This is a genomic window from Candidatus Lokiarchaeum ossiferum (assembly GCA_025839675.1).
Taxonomy (GTDB): domain Archaea; phylum Asgardarchaeota; class Lokiarchaeia; order Sigyniarchaeales; family Promethearchaeaceae; genus Lokiarchaeum; species Lokiarchaeum ossiferum.
Genome location: CP104013.1, coordinates 1686454 through 1711938 on the forward strand (window position 1 = coordinate 1686454; position 25485 = coordinate 1711938).

At 32.9% G+C, this 25485-nt stretch carries 24 protein-coding genes and 1 tRNA gene; 13 read left to right on the plus strand and 12 right to left on the minus strand.

The genetic code is table 11. From position 1 onward, the window contains the following. Positions 1 to 67: 67 nt before the first annotated feature. Both NEF87_RS06865 and NEF87_RS06870 read right to left on the minus strand, forming a co-directional pair. On the minus strand, positions 68 to 760 hold the full coding sequence (locus tag NEF87_RS06865; RefSeq protein ID WP_371805683.1) for a hypothetical protein: 693 nt from the start codon (positions 758 to 760) through the stop codon (positions 68 to 70). 117 nt (positions 761 to 877) lie between these two features. Next, positions 878 to 2731 carry a hypothetical protein gene (locus tag NEF87_RS06870; protein WP_457919188.1) on the minus strand — a complete coding sequence of 618 codons (1854 nt, stop codon included), beginning with the start codon at positions 2729 to 2731 and terminating at the stop codon, positions 878 to 880. Positions 2732 to 2969: 238 nt separating this feature from the next. On the opposite strand from NEF87_RS06870, the gene NEF87_RS06875 reads away from it, so the two are divergent. Then, positions 2970 to 3194: a hypothetical protein gene (locus NEF87_RS06875; protein ID WP_457919189.1), complete on the plus strand. Its 225-nt coding sequence runs from the start codon at positions 2970 to 2972 to the stop codon at positions 3192 to 3194. A gap of 230 nt (positions 3195 to 3424) precedes the next feature. On the opposite strand, the gene NEF87_RS06880 is transcribed toward NEF87_RS06875, so the two are convergent. Continuing rightward, positions 3425 to 3499: transfer RNA gene (locus NEF87_RS06880), tRNA-Gly, on the minus strand. A 419-nt stretch (positions 3500 to 3918) separates the two neighbouring features. Here NEF87_RS06880 and NEF87_RS06885 point away from each other — a divergent pair. Then, complete coding sequence (locus NEF87_RS06885) at positions 3919 to 4809, plus strand: hypothetical protein (RefSeq protein ID WP_457919190.1); 891 nt, start codon at positions 3919 to 3921, stop codon at positions 4807 to 4809. Next, positions 4810 to 5082, plus strand: coding sequence for a hypothetical protein (locus tag NEF87_RS06890; RefSeq protein WP_457919191.1), 273 nt, complete (start codon positions 4810 to 4812; stop codon positions 5080 to 5082). Between the two features lie 190 nt (positions 5083 to 5272). On the opposite strand, the gene NEF87_RS06895 is transcribed toward NEF87_RS06890, so the two are convergent. Then, complete coding sequence (locus tag NEF87_RS06895; protein WP_457919192.1) at positions 5273 to 6232, minus strand: hypothetical protein; 960 nt, start codon at positions 6230 to 6232, stop codon at positions 5273 to 5275. Positions 6233 to 6836: 604 nt separating this feature from the next. Here NEF87_RS06895 and NEF87_RS06900 point away from each other — a divergent pair. After that, complete coding sequence (locus tag NEF87_RS06900) at positions 6837 to 8054, plus strand: hypothetical protein (RefSeq protein ID WP_457919193.1); 1218 nt, start codon at positions 6837 to 6839, stop codon at positions 8052 to 8054. A 73-nt stretch (positions 8055 to 8127) separates the two neighbouring features. On the opposite strand, the gene NEF87_RS06905 is transcribed toward NEF87_RS06900, so the two are convergent. The 4 genes from NEF87_RS06905 to NEF87_RS06920 form a co-directional block, all read right to left on the minus strand. Further along, a complete protein-coding gene (locus NEF87_RS06905) occupies positions 8128 to 8400 on the minus strand; it encodes a cold-shock protein (RefSeq protein WP_457919194.1) in 273 nt (90 codons plus the stop codon). 88 nt (positions 8401 to 8488) lie between these two features. Then, the gene (locus NEF87_RS06910; RefSeq protein WP_457919195.1) at positions 8489 to 11215 is read right to left on the minus strand and encodes an Eco57I restriction-modification methylase domain-containing protein; all 2727 of its coding nucleotides are present in this window, start codon (positions 11213 to 11215) and stop codon (positions 8489 to 8491) included. A 106-nt stretch (positions 11216 to 11321) separates the two neighbouring features. Then, positions 11322 to 11933 carry a TATA-box-binding protein gene (locus NEF87_RS06915; protein ID WP_371805715.1) on the minus strand — a complete coding sequence of 204 codons (612 nt, stop codon included), beginning with the start codon at positions 11931 to 11933 and terminating at the stop codon, positions 11322 to 11324. Between the two features lie 150 nt (positions 11934 to 12083). Then, positions 12084 to 12818: a hypothetical protein gene (locus NEF87_RS06920; protein WP_457919196.1), complete on the minus strand. Its 735-nt coding sequence runs from the start codon at positions 12816 to 12818 to the stop codon at positions 12084 to 12086. Positions 12819 to 12905: 87 nt separating this feature from the next. On the opposite strand from NEF87_RS06920, the gene NEF87_RS06925 reads away from it, so the two are divergent. The 4 genes from NEF87_RS06925 to NEF87_RS06940 all read left to right on the plus strand — a co-directional run bounded on the left by NEF87_RS06925 (position 12906) and on the right by NEF87_RS06940 (position 15823). Next, positions 12906 to 13499, plus strand: a complete 594-nt coding sequence (locus NEF87_RS06925; protein ID WP_371805717.1) for a GNAT family N-acetyltransferase — start codon at positions 12906 to 12908, stop codon at positions 13497 to 13499. 38 nt (positions 13500 to 13537) lie between these two features. Beyond that, positions 13538 to 14215: a phosphatidylserine decarboxylase gene (locus NEF87_RS06930; protein WP_457919197.1), complete on the plus strand. Its 678-nt coding sequence runs from the start codon at positions 13538 to 13540 to the stop codon at positions 14213 to 14215. A gap of 10 nt (positions 14216 to 14225) precedes the next feature. Beyond that, positions 14226 to 15179 carry a YkgJ family cysteine cluster protein gene (locus tag NEF87_RS06935; RefSeq protein ID WP_457919198.1) on the plus strand — a complete coding sequence of 318 codons (954 nt, stop codon included), beginning with the start codon at positions 14226 to 14228 and terminating at the stop codon, positions 15177 to 15179. 110 nt (positions 15180 to 15289) lie between these two features. Continuing rightward, complete coding sequence (locus NEF87_RS06940) at positions 15290 to 15823, plus strand: hypothetical protein (protein WP_457919199.1); 534 nt, start codon at positions 15290 to 15292, stop codon at positions 15821 to 15823. On the opposite strand, the gene NEF87_RS06945 is transcribed toward NEF87_RS06940, so the two are convergent. Next, the gene (locus NEF87_RS06945; RefSeq protein ID WP_457919200.1) at positions 15815 to 16516 is read right to left on the minus strand and encodes a hypothetical protein; all 702 of its coding nucleotides are present in this window, start codon (positions 16514 to 16516) and stop codon (positions 15815 to 15817) included. The genes NEF87_RS06940 and NEF87_RS06945 overlap by 9 nt on opposite strands. 105 nt (positions 16517 to 16621) lie before the next feature. Here NEF87_RS06945 and NEF87_RS06950 point away from each other — a divergent pair, with 105 nt between their 5' ends. The 5 genes from NEF87_RS06950 (at position 16622) to NEF87_RS06970 (ending at position 22911) form a co-directional block, all read left to right on the plus strand. Next, entirely contained in the window at positions 16622 to 17125 is a 504-nt protein-coding gene (locus tag NEF87_RS06950) for a hypothetical protein (RefSeq protein WP_457919201.1), read from the plus strand. Between the two features lie 72 nt (positions 17126 to 17197). Beyond that, entirely contained in the window at positions 17198 to 17686 is a 489-nt protein-coding gene (locus NEF87_RS06955) for a hypothetical protein (RefSeq protein ID WP_371805723.1), read from the plus strand. 132 nt (positions 17687 to 17818) lie between these two features. After that, a complete protein-coding gene (locus tag NEF87_RS06960; RefSeq protein WP_457919202.1) occupies positions 17819 to 18532 on the plus strand; it encodes an FHA domain-containing protein in 714 nt (237 codons plus the stop codon). A 68-nt stretch (positions 18533 to 18600) separates the two neighbouring features. Further along, entirely contained in the window at positions 18601 to 19392 is a 792-nt protein-coding gene (locus tag NEF87_RS06965) for a DUF4332 domain-containing protein (protein ID WP_457919203.1), read from the plus strand. Continuing rightward, a complete protein-coding gene (locus NEF87_RS06970; protein ID WP_457919204.1) occupies positions 19393 to 22911 on the plus strand; it encodes a hypothetical protein in 3519 nt (1172 codons plus the stop codon). It begins immediately after the preceding gene. Between the two features lie 12 nt (positions 22912 to 22923). Here the strand turns inward: NEF87_RS06970 and NEF87_RS06975 are convergent, their stop codons facing one another. Genes NEF87_RS06975 through NEF87_RS06985 form a run of 3 tightly spaced genes read right to left on the minus strand, consistent with a single transcriptional unit; the run spans position 22924 to position 25468 of the window. Next, entirely contained in the window at positions 22924 to 23940 is a 1017-nt protein-coding gene (locus tag NEF87_RS06975) for an AIR synthase-related protein (RefSeq protein ID WP_457919205.1), read from the minus strand. 58 nt (positions 23941 to 23998) lie between these two features. Next, positions 23999 to 24550, minus strand: a complete 552-nt coding sequence (locus tag NEF87_RS06980) for a FumA C-terminus/TtdB family hydratase beta subunit (protein ID WP_457919206.1) — start codon at positions 24548 to 24550, stop codon at positions 23999 to 24001. Then, positions 24551 to 25468: a fumarate hydratase gene (locus tag NEF87_RS06985; RefSeq protein WP_457919207.1), complete on the minus strand. Its 918-nt coding sequence runs from the start codon at positions 25466 to 25468 to the stop codon at positions 24551 to 24553. Positions 25469 to 25485: the final 17 nt, after the last annotated feature.

A 25485-nucleotide genomic window follows, 5' to 3' on the forward strand; every position in this document is an offset into this window, starting at 1 on the left:
TCATCTAACAACGGAAGCGGTTCCAATTCATAACAATAAAATGATGTGACTTTATCCCTTTTTCCCATTAAGCAAACTCAATAAAAACTTGCCCATTAATGATCTTCTGCAACTTAATCAATAAATCATCGTTCACTGTATAATACTTATGTTTACCATTATTAGTCAATTCTGTTAAAACAAGACTCCGTTCCTCCAAAATCTGTAAATGTTTTTGGACGGTACTATAATGCATATCCAATGTTTTAGCGACTTGACTCAAAGTTGCATTATGATCCTTTAAGAAGTCAATAATGAGCTTAATTTTGTCATTTTGTAATAAAAATAAGTCAAATTCATGATTCATGTAGGTTTTATTTTCAAAATAGCCAAAACTTCGATTGTACTGAATTTTCTTGGTAAAACCAAATTTTTCTAACATTCCCATGTGCCAATTGAATTCATTGGAGCCCAAATTTAATTCTCGGCGAATCAATCGATTATAAGCTCCAGGATTTCTTTGAATAAAATGTAAAATCTTTTGACGTACTCGATTTGAAGAAATTTCATCTTTAGTGAGTGAAGTCCCCTGAATAAAATATCGTTTTTGAATCAGAGTATTAACCGCTTTAGTAATCTCAGTTTCAGAATATTTGCTGCCCAGAATCCTATAACATATTGGTAGAATCGTATTTAGATCGAAATGCTTCAATTTTTTCATATATTTTTGCATGACCTTATAGGCATTGATTTCAATTTCTGACAGGGGTTCAAATTTCATAAAAATTCCACACGATCCTACTATAATGTAACTATAAAACCTCTATTATTAAAAATTTATAGAAAATTTCTTAACTCATTTTTTCAAGATGAGGTAATGAATTTGATATCTGAAGTTCTAAAAAAAATCGTCATCATCGGAAATATCTTCAAAATCATCTTCATCTGTACTCATGAAATTCTGTATGAACTCAAACCGTTCAGCGGGAGATAACGCCACCATTTCCCGAATAAATTCTTCTTGCTGCAGGGAATCCATCTTAAATTTCGTCAATAACATACGGATTTCATCTAAATCGACTATTTGCATGGGAGAAGTTAAAATTTCTTCCACATCAGGAGGAATTGCACCTTGGACTTGCAAATTATTTGCATTCAATTGAGAAAATTCTAAGAGACGATGTGATTTAACAGCATCGATTGGAGGAAGGACAACATCCAATAACTCTGGATCAAGAGTTTGCAAATCTTTTTCAAGAGGATTATGGCGTTTCCATAACCGATCATAAATCGGAGAATAAAGAAAAGTAAACACAATAGTAATTACAATAATACCTAATAAAACTAAAAAAGCAATGAAATAGTTAAGTTGAGCAGATAGAGATGCAATTCGAGTGATTTTCAAAGTAAAAGAACCAATATTCCCGGCTCGATCTTCCAATTCGATGCGAAGTAGTAAATCGTTGAATTTCATCGCTTCCCATATTTGATCTGGAAATACCACATAAAATTCTCCCTTAGAACGTTGAATGGGGATTAATGAAATATAATCAATTGTTGGATCCTCCATATCTACAAAATCGGAATGAATGCTTCGGTGATTCCGCGTCAAATTTACGTATATTTTAAAATTTGAAATATCGTCATCCTTAAAGCTGAAATATAATGTTGGCTGTTCATCAAATTCATAAGCATCATATATCGGATTATAAACGGATTTAAGTGAAACATTACCGTTTTGTGCCCAAAATGTATTTGGATCACCGCTTTCAAACGCAGGTGGAATAGTATCTTTGATAAAAGTAATTTCATAGGAAGATGTTGGATTGCCTGCTGTATCATTTACGTAAATATAGATGACATTTTGACCTTCTGGCATATTTTGGAAATCTTGGAGAATAATGGAAGACATTGTCCCATTGAAAAAATATGTCGTTGGATTGTTTGCGTACCCAAAATCACTATACTTTCGATTATTTACTGTAAAATAGACTTCAACATCATTAGCAACGTTATCTGTAATCCACAAATAGACTAATGGGCTTTCAGTAAAATAAAAGGGGTTATCATGATATTTAATAAGTTGTCCATTCTGAGTGAGTTGAAATCCCAAATCAAATGTCGGAGCATGAAGATCTTTTGTTATATTAAGGGAATAAGTATAATTAACAGAACTATTGATTTTAATAAAAAATTGGACAAAAATGGGAATTGTTTCATTTGTTTGATCCCATTTCTCTTTTAGCGTGATATTGAATAATGTTGAGACCATATTTGAATTCAAGGGATTAAAGGGATCTAATGAATCCAAATCCACTTCATCAGAAATGTTGGAGATTCTCCACCAGTAACCCTCATTTGATTCGATCACTGTCGTATTTAAAATTTCCAATTGGAGGGATGGAAATGACCGGAAAAATGTTTTATTATTTGGAGTAAGGACCCGAAATCCCACGGTATTATTTTCTATAAGGTCAAAATTTGCATCAGAAGTCTCATTTTCATTAGAATAAATTTTTTTCGGATTAATATTCAAGATTGTTTTGGACGATTCCGCATCTACAGTTTCAAGATCATAATTTGTTTTGGGCACATAGAAATTGATCTGCCCTATTATAAACACAATCCACAAAAATCGTTTCCACGTGATTTTCTGGTCCATATGGATCTTCACACAATCGCCTAACAAATTTCCAACATATAAATTCAACACACTTATCCAAATAAATTTAGCCCAATATTTTTGGGCCATCCATACACCTTCCCTTCTTTTTCAAAGAAAACATTTTGGATAAATACTAATTTTTACCATGGAACTTCAAAAAATTCAAAATTGTTTTTATCACAATACTCAAAGAAAATTTCTTTGCGAAAAATGTGGAAAAAATCTTTGTCATGATTGTGTGAAAGTGATTAAGGACCCAGAATTTCGAGACAAGACCTATTGTTATCCTTGCTATTATCAATATCTTAAAAATAAGGAGATGGATTTGTTTAAATTAATACCCATTCCATGTGTTTGCCTTTTAGGATCAATATTTCTTTTTCTAAATGGGAACATTTTGGAAGGGATTCTAGTATTAATTAATTTTATTGGGATCCCTTTATTCTTAATTAAATTTTTAAGACCCAAGCGACTCGAAGAAGCGCGAAAAGTCGCCATGAAGTATGACTCTGGATCATATCAATTAGATGAGAATATAAAGAAAAAATAAAAAGGAAAATTTAGCCTGTTGGTGGATCCTTCATTTTGTTATTAATGGATGTGAAAATATTAAATAAATATATTACCAGTAAACCGAAGTTGATGGGAAATTTAATACTTGAACAATTAATTATCAATACATCTTTAATAGAACCATACTTTAGTTTGATTTTGATAATTTTGACATTCAATAATTTAGAAGAACAAATTTAGAAAAATGACTCACACGGGAAATTAAAATGGTGCACTCGCCGGGATTTGAACCCGGCTCCCCAACGTGGCAGGCTGAGATACTAACCGCTATACAACGAGTGCATATTTTTGCCTAATGTAAATATCATTCCATAATATAAAAAATTTATTGAACAATTCAATTAAAAAAATGAACTATCTGATACCAATTTCAACATAAGAAAAAAAAAATCGAGAGAAGTATGATTGTTTTTATTTTTTTGAATATTGACTAAAATTGACATTATCACTAATCTCAGAAAGCCTTTATTTGATATAGAAATCATTTTTTGGTCCAATTCATTTTAAATTTGCCAGTTATTGATAATCTATCAAAAATCACTAATATATTTTCTCTAAAACAACATTAACATTCTAATACACGCGAATTTTCAAATTTTGATCAATAGTTTAATCACAGTATAAAAAAATCAAAATCTCACATTATCCAAATTATCATAAAATGATAATATATTTAAAGGTGTTATCATTAAAATGTAATAATGGAAATTCAAAAACAAAATTTAAGTTGGAACATTATGGGGATGATTCTTTATTTATTCATTTCCATCACACCAATTTTCAACTCATATTCTCCCCTATATTACATTTTTCGAATATTGTGGGGATATCTTTTGATTTCAACCTTTCAAATTCTGTCTCACACACCTCAAAAACAAAAACGTTTTTTAGCTTATTCATTTTTCTTTTTGGGTCTAATTGCGGATTGTTTTATGTATTTTACCCTTCAAAAAAAATATTATACTCAATTTGTTGTTAAAACGACATATTTTTATTTAGTTTTTGCTCTTTTAGTCTTTTTAACAATCATCTTAAGTGTGATTGAAATTCATAATTTGTTCCAAACTTTCAAAACGAGATCCCGAGTTCGCGATGAGATATTCTCAGCCTTCAAATTTTCTCCAAATCTGATAAATAATGCAAGTTTATCGGTTCATTTTAAACGAATCACTCAAAAATGGAAATACAGCTTAAATAGATTAGGTTCTAAAAAAACAACAGAACAAAAAAAAAATATTAAAACCATGGCCGTTATACATCTCATACTGATTTATTTGGGCATATCAATAATATTGAGAACTATTACACTTTATGGACTTACAAATGGTGAACAAGGGGTGGATTATTATTTTTGGTTAAGAACACTCGCAGCTTCAACTAGAAACACATCCTCAATATTTCTTAATTTAAGTTTTTATTTTTTACTAACTTTGATTGGAGGAGGTTCAATTTTTGCCATTATTCAAGCAAAGATGAAAACTAATCATGAATACAATGATTATCGAGAAGCGTCATTACTTTCTACTCATAACAACACAATTTTTCAAATTAAGTCACAAAATAATCCTAACCAAACGGAGATTGATGAATAAATGCCCAAATCAAGCCTAGAAAAACTACAATTTGCGCAATTATTACTCGATAAAAACATACCCTATAATGAAATTCAAGAAAAATTGAAACTCAAATTTGGCTCTGGTATGTCAAATACTACTCTAGTAAAGATGCAAAACTTTGCAGAGTCTGAAGATTTGAAAGATCGACGAATAGCGGAGCTAGAACGAGAATTAAGATTTTTTAAAAAACTATATTTTGATTTGCTCGAAACAACTCAAATTTCGCTAAAACACAAAGAAGACAGTTAAATATACAAATTTTTAAAGATGCTTTTTTAAAAAGTATCGTTAGAACTCTTTTTATCCTTTTTTTTAAATGCAAACTCAAAATTTAGAAATGACTAATCTGGCAATCATAGATTTTGGGGTGAAAATTATATATTTCTGTTCGATTCTCTTTTTGTTAATAATTATTAACTCGTAAAAATCATGATATCAGCTATTCTAAAACGACATCGACCTTCTGATAACCGCGAACTTTTAAATTTTGATCCACAAAGGCTTGAAAGTGATGATCACAAACCAATTGTGCGGGGATCGAAATAGTATTCAGAGGTTTGGATTTATTAATGAGATTTATTGGAAAGCCAATTTTTTTTGTCATCTGACAGGTTGGACACTTCACAGTAATGATTATTTCCCTGACGTCAGGTTTATTATCACCAGATGTGAAGAATTCTTGAATTTTATTCTTTATCAATCCTTTTCGTTTGAGAGCATCTTTTAGATTAATATTAGTGTAAAGAGGATTGTTTAGTGAATGAAGAATTTGTTTTAAGGCTTTGATATTGTTAGATTGGCAGTAATGAATAATCAAATTATATTGCATCTTGTAATTATCTTCTAATCCAACTAAATCAGCAAAGAGATTATGTCTAATGATTCTGATATTTTCAGGAAATTCGATTTGATTGTCTTGGGGAAGGGAAATAAATTGCTCAGATTGAAGGGGCCAGGATAAACCGACAATAAACAGCATTACATCCATTCTTTGATATTTTAGACTTATTTCTATCAATTTTTCCCAAGATAGATCAGTTGTATAGATAAATTGGAGGGCTTTGACATGTGCTATTTTTCCAGCATCAATATCGAATTGCGCAGCCAGGTTTTTACCATCACCTTGACTTGTTAATCGATATTGTAAAAATTGTGTATCGTTTAAAATCAAACCATCAGCAACAATAGTTTCATCTTGATAAATTTTGGGATTCGTGTAGTAGATGAGTCCAGATTTATGACCGAATTCCGTAATTAAGGAGCTGAGGTGAGAACTAAATAAATTATGAGGGTCTTCATAACTTACGAGGGCTTCAGACTGAATACTGGCATAGTTTTGAGTATTTTCAGCATCGTCATCCAAATTTAATTCACTTGTATTATTAGAGGTAAGTATCATGTACTTGTTTCACGCAAATTATTTGATATAGTGAGAAGACCCCATTCATTTATTATTTAGTTCGAGAAGATTTCTAAGGCCAGAGGTAATTATTGGAATGTTTCTAACTAAATTGACAATTTTGCAAATATAAATATAATATATAAAAATCGAGGGATTTTGGTCGATATCCATGTGTAAAATAACGTTGAGAGAGAAGTTGGAATTTTTATCTTTTTTTCCTAACCAGTTATACAGAAGTGTGTTTTTTTAAAAACCAGCAGAATTAAAATTAATTGAATTGAGACTCAGTTTCCCGATGTACCATTGATATGAAAAATGGATTATTTTTATTTATTTTTCCAAAAAAACTTCAATAGGGTTCCCAATCATCATTTTATGAAATTTGGAAGTTTTCTGATCTAAATTCCCAAAAAAAAATGAAATATTCTGATGTTGATTTCCAAAAACATTTTTATAAATAACGAATAATGATTTGATAATTCTTCCTTTCCAGTGGAAATTAGTTAATTACAACGACTTCATAACGATGTATACTTACACATAAGCAAGGATCTCAAATAATTCAAGTAGATTTTTATCAGTAGAGTAACATAAATGTGTTATGCAAGCCATTTCCTATATGAATAAAACTGATTTGCTTCTCAATGCGAGAAAACACTATTTTTCACTGGGTGTGGATGATGGAGCAGCAAGCCTATGTCGGGCCAATTTTACTTATGGATTGGCAAAGATACACTATGCACAGCACAAGTTAGGTATATCCCCGAATGCAACATTTATATCGACTCCCGATGAAACGATTTCTCGTAATTCCAGGAGGTGGTCTTCGGGATATGGTTATGGAGGTAAATTAACGACTGGAGATCCAAATGACCCATTGATTTTCGTCGATACGAAACCCAACGCGTGTGGAATGCTGGTGGGTGGTTTGGAAAACCTTCCAAAACCCGATCAAATAATTAAAAATATCAATAAAGTGTTGGATTCAGAGATATATCTGGATAATATAAAGCTCGAATGGGACTATAAGAAAAGCAACCATTTCATCGATGTGTTTGAGACAAAGCTTGCAATCAAAAGTGATTTACATCTACCCCCCTATATGTTCATTATTCACGGTTCTGTCCCCGAATTGCGAAAAGCTACGGAAAAAGGACCAGGATTATATTACGATCAATCACCCGAATTACGTGATATGTCCCAATCAATCAAGACACCTTTTGGTAACATTTTCTACCTAGAAGGGAGAAATGCAAAACAATATTACCACTTTTATCAGTACGCAAAGGAACTAGCCGCCAAAAAACGAGTGATGGCAGCGGAGATTCTTTTTGGAAAATTTGAAACTCTTTCGAACCCAGTTCATCAAGGACTCCTGTCCTATGGAGAAATACTATTGGGTGCTCAACATATCACAGAAGAAAAAAGTAAATTGTTTCCAGTCGCCCTTCGATCTGATCTACCTTCGTATTTAATAACTGCTCTCCCTAATTTAACCGATGAACAAATTGATGATCTTGGATTTGAAAATCGAGCTAAAAAATTAGGCGTTCTCAAAAATTTAAAGAACTTAAATGTCCTTCCGCATGGAGGAGGATACAAACTACCCCATATTAATCAGGTTAGGGAAGTTCTTGAAATTGATGGAGAAAGATTCTTTGTATGTGAACAGGAGGTAGAAGATGGAACATATATCTTTTCCGATGTGACAGCCACTCAGTTTCTCTATCGAGGCAAAAAAATTATCAAACGAATCGAAGATCTGAACTTAGGAACGATTGAAGCCAAACTTTGGCCCAAATTCGTCTTGAAAATTTAAATAAACGAATTTGGATGGAATCAATTTTTAGAAGTGTTCAAAAAGAAAAAATGACCGAGAAAAAATATCGCGATTATAACGCTTCAACTGATTCGCTTTTGTTTTTTTTTACGGGTTTTGGGGCCGCTTCAATCACAACGACATTTTGGGCCACTAGTCCTTTATCTCCATCGACAATCTCAAAAGTTACTTTATCTTCTTGATGTAACGTTTTGAATTGATCTGATTCTCCAACTATTGCAGAAAAATGGACAAATACATCTTTTGCGTTCTCAGAATCATCAATAAGAGAAATAAACCCATAACCTTTCTTATAATTAAACCATTTTACAATTCCTGTTGCCATCCCTCGCACCATACAAATACTTTACAATTATATTGCAATTTATCAAAGAATTGTTAGAATTTAAATTTCCTATTACAATTTTCTTCAATTAGAGGTTTTGAAAGTATTGAATCACCAATTTTTTGTAAACCATGGCAATTTTGGGAAATCGATCAAAGATTTGTTTTATTTGCTTTATATTCAAACAATAAATCTTAAACACCAACGCATCAATTTGTGCTAAATCGGCCCAATATTGTTGTTCAAGTAGATTTTTTTGGCGATAATCGCGACCAAGCTGAACCATCTGATCGGCCCATCTTGCTGATTTATTTTGAAATTGGGTGACTTGAAAAATCAATTCTTCATGCAGAGGATTCGAAGACTCGTAAAAGGGAAGAGGAATACTTTTCACAAGATATTGATTGACATTATTATTAGTACTAAAAAGACGGATCCAATACTCGGCGACGAGAGAACCAAGCAAGCCTAATAAATAGAACATTTCGGATCGAGATATGATTTTTTTTTCTTCAGAATGACCATTGCGCAGAATTCGATATGGAGTTATATAATTCAGAGAATTCACCGTGGCTATCCCAGAAGGGATGATAGCAAAAAACAATCGCCTTCGCAATTGAATATTTGAGACATTCCGCCAAACTATCCGTTCATATTGAAAAATAGGCTTATATTCTTTATAATCAATTTTAGGAGCAATAAAATATTTCACAGCACTTATAGAATAGCCATAATGTACAAGATATTTTCCTTCCAAAACAGGAATAAGAGAAGGTTCCTGTTGGATGACTCCATTTTTTTCATCATCGGTTCGATTGAGTTCCCTTTTGGTATCGAACCCCCATCCCTTAGCAAGAGTGGGATATTGGTGAAGAAGCATAATGAGATCTTTCTCATCATGATGAGTTATGAGAGGAATGGCGAATGAATTTTCAAGAAACTTCTGGGTATTGTGAAAATTGGGAGATATTTGTTGCAGAAACTTGAGGGAAAGTGATACATGATCATCATTATGAAGATTCCTTGCATTGAAAAATGCAAATTTGAGATTAGTAGTGGGACCAGAATTGTGGAAAGTGAGGACAATCAAGGGCATTCCAGCAGCAATATTTGGGAAAAAATCTTTTCCTGTATAGCTTAAAGTGATATGTAAGATTTGAGTTCGTTCCACCAATTCAATACGTAACCGATTTGCACGTTCTTCACCCAATAACCCAGCAGGAATAATGATAGAACAATATCCAGAGGAATTACCTAAAGAGAGGATCCGTTCCAGAAACAGTTTGTAGAGATTTAGTTTGTTCTCCCCTTGAAGATGAAAAAAATGTTTCCAATAATCATTCTTTGATTTGATGAGCTGGATATATTGAAAATAATTTTTCGAGATAAGTTCATTATTTAATAATTGAAGCTTCTTTTTCTTTTTTTGAACTACCGCTAAATCAGCAAAATTAGGATAATATGAATTAAAAAACTCATTGTCATTGATTTGATTCATTTCCCATGGTGGATTATTTAGAATGATATCAAATCCATTATGTTTTTCAGTAATATCAAATAGGGTTCGGCTAAAAATTTCAGGAAACTCTAATATCCATGAAAACGAATTTTGCATATAAATATCATGATAGGGAGTTGGCATTTCTGCATAATATTGAGCCAAGATTTGCTCTTTGAGGAGAGAAAGTTGCTTTAATGCAGACATGATTTGTTTTGAGTTGGTACTTAACCGAGATTTCTCCCGTAGAATAACTAACTGTTCTATATCAAATTTGAATGGTTGGATAGAAGAAATGAAAGCAGGAGAAATTGTGGGAGAAATTACCGCATCTCCATAACGGAAATTTAAATTTAAAGGAGTAAAATCCCGTAATAAATCAGGATAAAATTGTTTGGAAGAGAGAACAAGAATTTTTGAGGCAAGCTGTTGAGCAAACCCATCTAAATCAACCCCATAAAGCATGTGAGTAAGAATATGCCGTTCCCACTTTTTATAACTTAGTTGCGTATCAAAAAACATCGTTAAAGAAGAATTATCAGATAAATTGCTAGTAAGATTCAAATTTTTATCAAGAAGTGTACAAAACTCATGTCTACGATTGCAAAGATAGGTAAAACTCGCCCGTAAAAAAGCACCTGTACCCATAGAAGGATCACAGATTGTGATTGAAGAAACATCATCCAACAATGAAGATATTGCATTTATTGGAGGTGAATTGGATACAAGAGGGGAAATTCCTTTAGTTTTTGATAAAATATTAGAAAGACGTCGCAATTTATCATCCAAAAATGTTCCTAAAGTTTCATTAACCATTTTTTCACAGAGGGAATCAGCTGTATAAAAAATACCTTTTTCTTTATGTTTGCGATTAGTTTTGTGAGGATTCACTGTGAAGTTTTGCTCACTAAAATTCCATTTTAAACGAAATTGATATTTAAGTTGATAATGATAATAATTTTGAATCAATTGCAGATTTAGTCCTTCAATTTCCCGCGCATCACCTAAAAATGAAACATAATTTTCAGAATTTTCGAGGAGAACCATTATAAAAGATACTAAAGGATCAGTAGTCCCTATTTTTAACGGATCTGCCAACTGAAATTTTGACAAGCTAAATGCTTTGAGGGCATTTTCAAATAACCCAAGATTTGCTGCCTGTAAGATTTTACTTTCGAGATGGGATAGGGAATATTCATCAGTAAAATCAAATTCAAACTTCAATTCTTCAGGGAAACAAAAATTTTTTGCATTTAGGAGGGAAAGAATCTCACCGATTATATGTTCCTTCAAAAGATTAAGGCTATCAAAATTCACTAGTTTTAAATGACATTTTTCGCTTGAAAAGATTTATGATTTTTGATTAAATGAAGGACAAAATGGTAAACAAGAAAAAGAAAATTGAAATTGAAAAAAAAGAAAATTAGAGAAAAGACATTTCTTCTTCTTCTTCAAAAGTTGGTTCCTCACCAGGTTCTCGAGCAACATCGTATTCGCGGACTGCATAATATAATTTTTCACATGCTTCCCGAACAATTTCTTTGGTTTTTCCTCCAGTACACACAATTCGTCCTGTGGAAAAGATAAGAAACACTGTTTTTGGTTGTTGCATCCGATAAATTAAGCCCGGAAAAACTTCTGGTTCATACATGCTGTATTCCATAACTACGGCAGCCATGTTTAAATCAATAGAACATTTAAGATCTCCACTAGCTACGATGTTTTGAATAATAATTTCAGGATTGGAAATATTGATTTTGCATTTAGAAATTCTCTTAATTACATCATTTACAACGGTTTCTGCTTCATCGGCTCGTCTCATACCAGTAACGACCATTTTTCCAGTAGAAAAGACCAAAATGGTTGCTTTAGGTTCCATGATTCGCATGACTAACCCAGGGAATCGTTCTGGATTATATTCGACATCAGAGTACTTTCGGGCAATAATATTTAAGTCCATTTTTTCGTCAATATCAACAGTTACAGTTGCAACAACGTTTTCTATCTTATATGTAAATTTTTCTTCTTCTGACATTATAAAAATCACTTTTTCGCTTTTTTTTATTTAAATACTATTCTTTAAAAGTGGTGAGTTATTTATAAATCCTTTTATAGAGACGGGCACCACAACACGATTGTTATAAAAAAAAATATAAGGGGTGAATATCATACGATCGTTTTACAATCAAACATGGATTAACCAGCTTTCAATGAAGCTCCACAAAAAATTTTCAAGGATTATCAAACAAACTGAAATCAATGAGCCCAGATTTCCCAGTAAAATACCGTATTGATGAAATTTTTGATTATTCGGTCCATGATCTTCTCGATTAAAAATACTTTTGTAGAGAAAAACACATTGCGTAATCCAGACTCCAAGGGATAGAAAAGCAACCACTATAACATTAATATAAAGCATAAATGGAGTGTTTATGGATGAAATCATGCGGACTAGAAAAGGGAACCACAAAACAACACTCGAAACTACAAAATAAATTCCCAAGGGTGAAATACTTGCAACAATTGCCCACAACACCATAACATAAGAATATTTCACAACTAAATTCGCCCGAATATTAGCATCTAAGACAGTTCCCGATCCATTATCTAAAAAATAAGTAATAAAATAGCCCAAAGACACCAAACCGATGGAAAAAATAAGGAGACCCTGATTTCCTCGATTAAAATGCCAAATAGGGTGAGCTTCGTGCTCATTGAAACGAGTTAAGCCACAAATAAAGAAATGAAAGAGGAGAAAACTTAGCATAAGAAGAGGAGTCAAGCGATTCAAAGAAGACAGAAAAAAAACACCGGCAGCAAGCATAAATAATATTCCGTAATTGCCCCATTCTGGAAGAATTTTCCTAAAAAGGGCTTTTTTTTGATTCGAATTGAAATAATTTTCAAACTGATCTTCCATTGGATTATTTAATTGCAGATATCAAATAAATAAATTTACCCCGAATCCAAATTTTAATTTAGCATTAAAACAAAGTAAGGTATATCAATGGGAATCCGAAGAAATCTTACCCGAAAAAGTTATCGGAAGAAACACGCCATTTTAGGGGAGAATATCATCTTAAAAAAAACGGGGATCGAACATACACGGGGATTATATGAACAAGTAGTTTCACCAGGAGTAATGGATAATCTAACTATCAATATAGATGACATCGAAGAATTTCGCCGATACATTATTTTCATAACAAATCAATGGAAAATGAATCAAGATTTTACGTATACAATTATAGAAAACAAAACTCAAATGATTGTAGGACAAATAAGCATCTATAATATATCATTTTCCCACAAACGGGGAGAAATTGGGATTTGGATAGGAAATTCTTATTGGAAACGTGGATATGGAAGCGAAGCACTTCATCTAATCACTGATCACGCGTTTGGAGATTTGTTCATTAATCGATTACAATGTCATATTTTTACTACTAATCAACGATCTATAGCCCTTTTTGAAAAAATGGATTTCCAACGTGAAGGGTTAAATCGACAATTTGTTCTAAAGGAAGAAAAGTTTCGAGATGTCTTTTGTTACAGCTTGTTGGCGGAACAGTGGGAGAAGAAGAAAAAAAAATCTAGCTAAACACAAAATTTTTTGATTCCCATTCATTAAATAAGGTAATGAAATTTGCCAAAGAAATGTGGTTTTGGATAACCCCGTGCATTATTGCAGATATAGCATGGCATATTTATTCTCTTCCAACAAAATATAATCCTTGGGCATATTTTTTTGTGATTACCTTTCCAACAGTTTCTGGAATACTATTATTGGCTTCTTTTTTCCGTGATCCAGAAAGAACCCCCCATCCAAACCATGTTCCAGGAAAAACCATTTTATGTCCTGCAGATGGGAATTTAATTGCTATAGAAGAAGAAGCAGGAGATACAGCGATTTATGTTGAAATGCATTATAATAATGTGCATGTAACTCGAGCCCATCTTTCGGGGATGGTTACAAAAGTGATTCGCAAAGGAGGACGTCATCATTGGGTATATTTTTTTAAAAAGACAGTTGGATCTGAATCCCAAGCAATTCGAAAAAATGCTCGAGCAATTATCCAGATGCGTGATCTGGAGGGAAATTATTTTGAATACTACTTAATATGTGGTGCTTTTTTTCGACGGGCCAAACCCTTTGTTAAGCCCGGCGATCAGATAACAGAAGGACAACGAATAGGAGTTATTGCCTTCGGTAGTACTGTAAGAATCACTTTACCAGGTACCCACTATGAAATAATGTCCCAAATAGGGGATAAAGTAAAAGCGGGCCATACTATTATTTGCAAACGAATACTTTAAGAGGATAAAAATGAGTTTATCGGAAAACGAAGAAATTAGGGACTATTTTAATGGATGGCTTGATGCCATGATGGCAGTATATGGAGAAGTTTTGGAAGAATGGGAAGAAAATAACTATGTGCAACCATTTCCGGATGCTCAGGTGACCTTTAAATGTAATGATTGCGGAAAATGTTGCAATTTTGAACAACATGATGTATGGGTGTACCCCTCCGATATGGTAAAATGGTTAAATGAATATGAAACAGAAAAATGGATACCTTTATATTTATGTGCCTTATTACCAGTTCAAGATCTGGATGGAATAACAGGGTTAGGATTACCCTCCCAAAAAAATTTAACGAACCAATATCGAGAAATAATGAAAAAGATTAAGGATAAAACAATCGTTCAGACTTTACAAGCAATCCTAGATCAATTGAAAGTTCTTAATCCATCTTTCGATGAAAAATCGGATTTTTGTGTCTATTATAATACCAATCCAAAACAAGGAACTGGACATTGTTCAATTTACAAACAGCGCCCAATTCAATGCCGTTCTTACCCTTATGATTTTCCACAATTCACAAAATTTGTTATCCCTGGACAAACGGAAGAAATAGATCTAGAAGATTTACCTCGCTGCCCTCCTAAGACATACACACACGGAGATCCAAAACAAGGTGTACTCACCAATGCAGACCAAAGAGAAAATGTCACATTTGAAAAAGCTAATTACCGTACTTCGAGTATCATTCACGATTGGGCGGAAGAATCACTAGATTGGAAAGGGCTTGTTGAAGAAGACATTGGCGATATCATTTTGGAGATTTTTCATAAAGGCATTTTAAACTTATGGCGAAAATCCAAAGTGTTTCCGAAGCCAGGAGGATCTAACAAAGGAGCGGGTAAACGATATGTTGCTGGAAAACGACCACAAAAAAGTACTTCCTTTAAAGGAAAGAAGAAATATTCCAAAAATTAGACTCAAATAAATCAGACGCTTTTTTTTAATCCCTCATCCTTTTTGTTTGTCAAAATTATTTTTAAACAATAACTACAAATACAAAAATAATTTTTTTTACTTGAAATATTATGGAAATTGATTTTTTAAAACAGGATATGGTTGAGATAACTTTATCTTTCTTTGATTTGATAATTGGGCCTCGTGTTATAACTGGTCTTCCTTGGTACAATGAAGGTCGATTGAATCAATTTATCTCCGAATACTTCGATTTCCATAAACCAGGAGACTTTTTTTGTCATATTTTTGCGAATTCACTTTCTTTCAATCGATTATTTCAGATAAATAACCCAGACAACGTTCGAGGAGGAAAGCGATTATTTATGCTGACCACTTCAATTCCTTTTACATTACTAAAGCGCAAAGATCTTCTCCAATATTTTCCCTCCATTGAGCAACTTTTTATTGATTGGGAAAAAGACTTGGCTCATTTATCTCATTTAAATCAAATAATTCAAGATGGAAAACGGGAGAACGAAAATAGTTTGCATCCAATTTTATATAAACTGAGCCAATATTTGGGAGAATTACAATTTATAATTCATGTCACCCCAGATACAATTACTATTCCCATGAATTCAATGTCAATTAAGGATTTAGAATAAATGGCTGAATTCTGGTGCAATTGTAAAAATCTTTTTCTTTTTTTCAAAATGAGAAGTAATAACTCCTCGTTTTTTTAATATTGATAGATATTTAGACACTGTAGGTTGAGATATTTTTTCTTTATGCTTCCATGATTGACCCGTTTGAATTTTTCGGGAGACATAGGCACATTGAATTGCTGGAATGGTTTGATATCCCAAGGCAATAAGACGAGCAAACGATTTCGCAGCGGGTTCTAAGATAAATAGCGGAATTTTTTGAGGTTTAGTTATCGTTCGATTCCAAACTATGGCTGTTATCCCAGAATTTTTTGAATTCAATAACATGTAGTACAAGAAAGGGGAGATTTCAGATGGGCAATCCGATAAATCTATTATCAAAGGATTATTAATCCCATGAAGATCTACTAACATTTGACAAAATGTAAGAATTGATCCGTCTTTTACAATATCTTGCTTTATTTTCTGCAAATATACAGAATTTGAGCCATTATCAATTTCAGAATTATGTTGAAATGATTCTGCAATCTGTGTAAGACTTTTATATCCTCCATGCGATTCAAAAAAAGATAAAATACTATAAGGAATAAGATCTGGACTGTGAAGGAAAAAACAACTCTTGATATCAAAAAATTCATAATCCTTCTGCATATAATCACTTGACTTAGTATAAATATAAAGTAGGTTTGGCATTTGTAATCAATAAACTTTTTTTCAAACAAGTAGCTCTTTTAGCTATATTGAAAGAAATCATCAAGTTCCTAAATTTATTATGAGATTCTTCATGAAATTTATTTAATGGCTAGTAACTCTTCCGCATCAAAACCTTTATTGTCGGTAGTAGATGAAATTCAAAATCAAGTTCTTGCAAATTATGCAGATAAAATTTTTGAAACAGAATTTTGGAAACCATTAATTCCCATCAAAGCAAAAATGTTTGAAAAACTAAACACTACAGGTTTTCAATTTGAAATTGATGATGATATCATTTTGGACTCTTCAGGGCTACTAAAACGACACTTTTTTGCAAAAGGAACCATCCATGTGGAGGAAAAAGAGAATATCGTATCAAATGGAAAGATTTGGGATGTAGAGATTTCATTAAATGAACCTTTGGCAATAGTTAAAGTTCGAATTCGGGCACGTGATATTGTCGAAAAGAAGAAGTTAAAAATCGGAATATTCATCCAAACCATGGATTTTGATAATAATTTGCTTGATGGAGTTGGAAGAGATGCAATTCTTTTTGCCATCAGATTTTATATTAGAAAAGCCATTCAAATCGCAGCAAAAATTAATTAATTGAGATTGATCACGTTTTTATCAGCTGTTAGATCCATACTTTTTTTTATTTATTAGACACTTTAGACCCTCATGGTTTTGAAACTTCAATGGAACAGAGGCAAATCTTTTGGATTGGCCTTAATTTATCTCGGGATTATGGGACTTCTCCAAATCATATTTATTGCAATTGGACAATATGGGATGCACATTGGATCTCGCCCAATTGTTATTCTGATTCCAATTGGAATCATTTTAGCGACCTTTTACTCATTAATAGTTTTATTCGAATCCACCACATCGGTGGTAGATTTTCGGAAAATCCATCAAAGTGTATCTAAGAAAAGCAAGAAAAAAACTACTCAAAAACCAGGTTTTAAGGGATTTATTAACAATATTTACGTAAAGCCCGTTTTAATGATAATTGTGGTCTTTAGTGTCTTATTTGGAATTGCCTACTTAATTTCATTTTCATGGACTGAACAAGCATCCACTTTTGCTATTGCAGACAATGTGGCTGGCTTTGGTGTAATTATTTTTGCTAATTATATGGAAGTATCAACAAAAAGAAAAGCACGATAATTTTCCTTTTTCGTTTTTTCTATCTTTATTTCTCTTTTTCCTTTTACTCATTAATTTTTGAGCAAGAATAAATTTTTTAGGATGATTTAACACTAATTAGATTAGGAAGGAAAAAAGGAAAATATTTTGAAAATGGAAATCTCAATTTCATGTCCCTATTGTGGTAAACAAATGCAAATAAGTTTGTCCAGAACCAAAGCAAAAGATGTTATTTGTGAACTCTGTGGAAGTCCTCTGAGTGAAGAAGCATTTAAAGCGATCAAAGATTATAAACCCCCAAGCCGAACAGGCACAAAATCATCAAATTCTGAACATGTAACTCAATCTACGACATTTCCATCAAGTAATGAAACTCCCGCTTTTCCTTCTCCGACACACACACCGGAACCTGCAAAAATTCAACCAGTTAGAAATTTCCCCTTTCAAGTTGGAGAAGCGCGATCTCCCATTTCTGCTCCGTCCATCTCCAATGAAGCATTTCTTATATTCCCTCAAATAAATCAAAAAATTAAAATCCCAACAACCAGTTCCTATTTCCATTTTGGGAGAAATGTAATTTTACCGTTGGTTTCACCTTCTCAATTTGATGTTGAATGGCTGAATTCCATATCCAGAGTTCAAAAACAACACGCACGAGTAATTAAGGAACATTTTAAGATTAGACGAGATTCAGCAGGCAAATTTTATCTGGAAGATAACCAAAGTCGATGGGGAACATGGATTAATCGTCAACAAATCAAGAACAAAGGGGAAATTCCTCTTATGAATGGCGATAAAATTGAATTAATGCTTTCCAAACCGAATACAAAAAAAGTATTTCCTTTTGAGATCATTTTTCAGTGTTAGAGTTTTTATTTGAGTTTTTTACACCCTTATCAAAATGCCTTTATGCTGAAAAATCCAAAATATAGTCAATGGTAAAATATTTTTTAGATGGATTTGAAACCATAGGTCATATTTATGCCAAAATTTTGAAGGATCAATTAAATATAACAACTATTGATGAACTCACGGCCATCCCACTAGAATATATTGTAGATAAAACAAATATTGAAGAAGAAAGAATAGAACAATGGTTAGAAATCGCAGATTTATTGAGAATTCCAACAATGTCCATAAAAAATGCTGAACTTTTACTTTTTGCAAAGATTAATTCAGTTACAGAGCTTTCTCACCGACAATCAATTCGTATTCTTTACAAATTTCAAAACCTCGATAAAAACACTTATCACATAATAATAAAACAGCCATCGTTACATCAAATTGAATCGTGGATAAACTACGCAAAAATGATGACCCAGAGGATAAAAAGTGGTGATAACATTCCATTAGTTTGCTTCCCCATGATTACCTTAGATCACTCTTCGAATTTTCAAAAGCATCAAATTGTTACATTGCGTGATTTAAAAGAATTTCCCCACTTAGATTTACAAAAAAATATTGGACTTTCAGAAAACAAGCTAAAAGAATTTATTCAATTGCGAAAGCTCTTGGATATCGATGGAATTGATATATACATTGGCAATCTCTTACTTCAAGCAAACATCACATCTACCAAACAAATAATTGAAATGAACGAAAATGATTTACTAATTCGAGTTCAATCCATTCAAGTGAATGAGATGAATCCCTTAGAAATACTATCTATGGAAAAAATCAAAGAGATAAAAGCCCAAACCGTGATTCAAAAAGGAGGAACGAACTAAGTGACCTGGCTCACTATTTTAATCAATATCCTATATTTAATTTTGGGAGGTCTAATCTTATATTTTGCATCTGCATATGCTCATAATAATTTGGTACAAGTTAATCGCATTAGAGGTAGTACCTTTAATATTAAAAATTGGAGTGTCTGTTTATTCTTCGGCATAATGGTAAGTATGTCTTCGATTTTTGGATTGAATTTACTTGTTAATTTTTTTAGTCCCACTCCTATCTATTCAATTGCGAGTTATTTATTAATTTTAGAACTTTTAATTCTGATCATTTATCCTATTTGGGAGATCTTTTTCTTAGGACGACCAACATCTGACGCTATCACCGACTATCATAAATTTTTAGAACGGAAATTTATTGACAAAGCTCAAGGGAAGAAAGCATATTTTGTATCGTTTTTAATTTTTGTTTTGACCTATATTACCCCAATTGTATTAATAACTCTCATTTTCCAACTTGAAATTTTGCCTGTGGCATTTTTATGGAGTTTATCCTTCCCCTTGTTTTTTATAGCATATTATGCCGCTTCAGGTTTGATGGTAAATGTCCTTGGAAATGCATACAAAGATGTTTCAGAGTTTGATATGTCGAGCAATTCTCTCATCCAACCTAAAAAATCAACCAAAATGTCTAAAACTATGAATAAAATCCAACCTATTCTTGCGTGGTTTCCGTTCTTACTCGAGATTTGGAATATTATCTTACCAATGATGCTTTTAATCAGATCGGGTCAAATTCAACGCAATGGAGTAATTTATATTGGAACTATTCCTATTGACATCGGACTTGTCTCATTAATTGCAGTTATATTTGTAATTCGTGGATTTGTGACCCGATTTTGGGTAAAGAAAAGCAAAACTAAAGCTCTTGATTTTGTTTTTACGGGATATATTGTAATCGCCATTAGCTTGAATATTATGATTCATTTCATCACGCTAAATCCAACTATTATTGAAAGGATTTTTATTGTAGATATAGGGGGAACTCATCCACTTCAAAGCTTACAAACGCTTCTTGAAAAGACATATATTATGCTACCGATACTCATAATACAACATACAGTCACTCTAATATATGCAATTAAGAATGTTGTCAAGAAAAACGCACAATACCAAGCAGATATTCGATTAACCGCCGTGCATAACGCAGCAGGAGATTTACCAAATTTAATTTTTGGATTAGAAACTATCTCGAATAATAACCAAGATAAATCAAAAAATATGAAGAAAAAGATCAATTTTCCCATACTGATCAAATCCATCATGCTGGAACCGGAATATAGTCATATAGATATTGACATTAATGAACAAATTCGAGAAAAAGCCAGTCAATATGTGATCCTAGCATGTAAGAAGAAGAATCAAGCCATAGAATTAGTTACCTTTTTCATTAGCCAAATCAAAATCAGTGTAGCCAAACACCGAGATATGACCATCAATCGCCATTCAATTGATATATTGGGGCGAATTGGTCAATTATATCCAAAAGAAGTAATAATTCCTCTTTTCAAGATACTAATAGAAGCACCATTAAATATTAAGCGAGAAATCTTGAAAGCTATTGCCCACATTGGGAAATTTAAAGCGAATACAAAAAAAGTTTTAGATATGCTCCTCCCATTTTTGAATAGTCCTGATCATGAAATAAAAACGATTTCTATTCAAGCAATTTCAGAATTATACTTTGGTTTTGAAGATTCTCTCTCGGTATTAGACTATTTCTATCAAATTTTAGAAAATGATAGAGAAGATCCATATCTTATTGAAAAAGTTTTGACTGCTATGATAAAATTGTGCTGCAGGCATGCTGATAAAATTGAAGTCAATAGGATCCTTCCTTTTCTAAATTATCAGAAAGAAGGAACAGACACACAGATCTTAAATTATGTTTTACAAAATTCAATTGTTATTTTAGGACATATTGCCCATATCGCTCCAGAAAAAATCCCAAAAAAAGCAATAGAACCATTCCTTGAAGATTCAAGAAATTTCATTCGGTATGTGACGACTGATACAATGGGTAATTATATGCTAGCAACCAAAGATCTTGAAATTTTACAAAACTTGTTTGTTATATCAATCCAAGACCCAGATGAAGATGTCCGAGATATGGCAATTGAATCAATACAAGAATTTTTGATGATAGAACCTGCCAGTGAAATAATATATAAGAAACCAGAAAAAAAACCCTTGTTTGATCTTTACTTGGAGGTGCTGCTATCTTCGAATAGAAAAAAAGCAGAAAATGCAAGTGAAGCTCTAAAATCAATCGCCCCATTGTATAAAAGAGATATTTTTGCAGAGATTGAGCCGTTATTACACGGAAAAAACGATGAAATTATTAGAGATTGCTTGAATATTATACCTTACATCCCATATCAAGAATCAATCAATTTGGAAACGATTTATTCTTTAATGAAGCACCATCTTTCATCAATACGAGAAGAAGCAATTAATGCGTTAGGTTTGCTCGCAGAAAAAGGATATGATATTGATGAATTTCGAGTTATCTGGATGCTAGAAGATGATGACCCTCAATGCCGATTTCGAGCAATTTTTGCTTTAGGAAAAATTGGAATCCAAAATCCACGCGATGTAGTTACCCATTTAATACGTCACTTTTACCGGATTGATCACATCTCCCAAACTCAAGAATTAATGCTTATTTTTGAATCTCTTGGCTTAATTGGAATTGAACACCCTTCACGTATCGCGATTGCTTTACTTCAACAAGCATTAATGGGAGATACTAATCCTCTATGTAAAGATGTGGCAGCACGAGCATTATTTGAAATTGGAAGGTCAATGATTCAGAAAGGAAAAGCAATTCAGTTACTCCAACACCATCACTTAGATCCTAAAGATTTCTCAAAATTACTTGATTTCTTTAAAATTGCCGAGCGCCAAGAATATGATTTGGGTGATGTTATTATGATCTTAATTGAAGCATTGCAATTAAAGGGAATCCCGGATCAAGCCATGTTCATTATAGGTGATTCATTGCAAGATTTATTGCCAGCATTTCTGTTTTATGAGAAATCATCTGAGTCCGAAACCTATCTAGAAACCCTAAAAGAGTTAATAAAACAAATTTATCACGCAAATTACTCCAAAGACATCTTAATTCTTGTTGATAGGATCACATCTTTGCAATTTTTCAAGAAGTATGTTGAAGAAAAAGATAAAGATATTCAAAAAGAATATTTATTTTACACAAAAAATTATACTCCAGACGCCGAACAATTTTTTGGACAAGGAGAATTGTTCATGGGCATGCATATTCCAAATTATCAAAAATATGCTGAAAAATCCTTTGAAATAGCTATTGAACTTGGACCAAATGAGATTTTCATGCCTTTGTGTTATTTATATTTGGGAACTATCGCTATCAATTCAGGTGATAAAATAAAGGCAAAAAATCTATTAGAACAAGCCATTTTTGGATTTGCAGCCTTTGATGATGTTAAAAACATGAAACGAGCGAAATTAAAATTGAGGGAAATAGCATAATAAATTTAAAATTTAAAAAATTTTTGTAATTTCATCTTGGGTAGAAAAACATAATGGGAAAGGTTCATCTTCCCCTTTTTTTACTAAATATTCTCCTTTATTTTTAGTAACTACACCTATAGAAGTTGTTTGAATATGATTTTTGGCCATAAATGCAATAACTTCAGATTGATATTTTGGATCAATTGTAAACAGTAAAGCACCCGAAGCAATCGTGCGTAACGGATCCAAATCAAAAGCATTGCACAAAATTTGAGTGCAAGGTAGAATAGGTAATTGCTCAAATTCAATAGTTACCCCACATTGTGAATTTCCAATCATTTCGGCAACACCCATGGCAAACCCTCCTTCAGTTGGTCCATGCATAGCCGTAATTGGAAATTTTTTGTGGAGGAGGCGTGCATCTTGCACAATGGAAATTCCAGGATTATGTAAAAATGTTTTCCCTTCATCTATTATGCGTTGCTGAATTCCTTTTTGCTGAAGTGCCATTTCTTTTTCTCTTGCAATAATAGCCGTACCTTCAATAGCGATTCCTTTTGTAATCATAAGAACATCTCCAGGTTGGGCACCCTTTGTTGTTACTAAGGAAGATTTATTTACCATTCCAAGCATATTTCCAGCAATAATTGGTCGATCCAAACCAAAAGTCACTTCCGTATGTCCACCAATTATGGATATTCCCCATTTTTGACATTCATGTGCTATATCTTGGAAAATTTGCAGACAAAAGGCCTCATCTGTCGTCTTTTCCGGCAGAAAAATTGTTGAACTAAACCATTTGGGTATTGCTCCAGAAGTTGCCACATCGTTTGCGTTCAAGGTTACTGCATAGTAACCGATTTCATCAGATGCAAAAGTCACCGGATTTGTCTTCGAAATCAAATAACTATCCCCCATATCGATGGCAGCAAAATCTTGCCCCAATTGAGGCCCTACCACCACTCCATTCATAGAGACGGAAGAATTGCATATTTTCAATAATTTTTTCATAAATTCCGTAGGTAATTTCCCGGGTGAAAATGGCATATTTAACTATAGAAGGTTGACAAAAAAAAACATTACAGATTGGATTGAAGAGGAATTATTACCTATCATATAAACTATTTTCATTTGAATCTATGGTTACAACTAATGGTCCAAATTTTGATACTTCTAAAAACCAAGCCGCTTCAGGTGATCCTAAATCGAGCCATTCAACAGATTTTACCTTAGTGATAAATTTAGAGACAAGCGCTCCAGCTCCACCAGGATATTGCAAATAAATCGCAGGTATTTTGGACCATTCCACATCTGTCATTCCTCCTTTACCTATTACAATATTACACGAAAGAAGTCGACAAACATCTGTTTGAAAAGGATTCATGCGAGCACTAGTTGTGGGTCCACCCGAGATGATAGAATAGCCACCATTTTCATTTTCTTTAACAATCGGCCCCATATGATAGATTGCTCCCCCTTTAAGATCAGAAAAGGAAGCGGGAAAATCCTTCCCATGTTTATGATATTCTAAAAGTCTTTTATGAAAATGATCCCTTCCAGTACAAATTATCCCCGAGATGTAAACTAAGTCCCCTGTTTTAACCTCCTTGATTTGTTGAGGAGAGACTGGCAAATTGAGGTTGTGAATTTGAGTCATTTATTGATCCTCCTCAAATTTAAATTGAGAATTCAACTTTCCAAATGTAATTTTACCCAAAGAAGTAATTCGGCAAGATTCGGTTCGATGACAATAGCATTCAACAATCAATCCAACAGGAAAAGTCGCTGGATGACGCATACCTATTTCAATTCGCACATCTAAGCAATTTGAATGCCCACCTAAGCCCATTATGCCTATATCGAGGTCGTTGATTTGTTGTAATAAACTTAATTCCAATGCTGCCACATCTTTACGGATATGATGAACACCAAGGGGGCGTAACAATGCTTTTTTCGCCAAGGACATGCATTTTGAGGCATCACCACCTAATCCGATACCCAGTATTGTTGGTGGACACGGTTTTCCCCCTGCAAATTTCATTTGCTCAACTATCTTAGGAATAAAATCATGAATACCTGTAGCAGCAGGAAGCATAAACAATTTAGACATGTTTTCGGACCCTCCCCCTTTATTCATTGCAGTAATCACAAGATCAGACGATTTAGGAATGATATCGAGATAAATAGGAGGCATATTTTCACCCCCATTAAACCCTTCATTAATTTGAGTAATAGGATCAACACTATTGGGGCGAATCAAAGATTCTGCAGTTAATTTTTTTAAAACTCGTAAAGAAATCTCTTTAAAATTAGAGACCAGAGGAAAATTCGAACCAATTTGAAAAAAGAGATTAATGTGACCGGTATCTTGACATAGGGGGATCTGATTAGAATGCCCATATTCAATATTATCCAACATTAAATCAATTTGTGATAATTGAATGGGGTTTTCTTTTTCAATTTCTCGAATTTCCTTCAGTTTCTGGATAGTATCTTCACAAACACTAGTTGAAGACTTAAGAATCAAATCATAAATTGCGAGTTCTACGGATGCTAAAAGCGCGGAAGTGTGCACAAAAGATACAATGCATT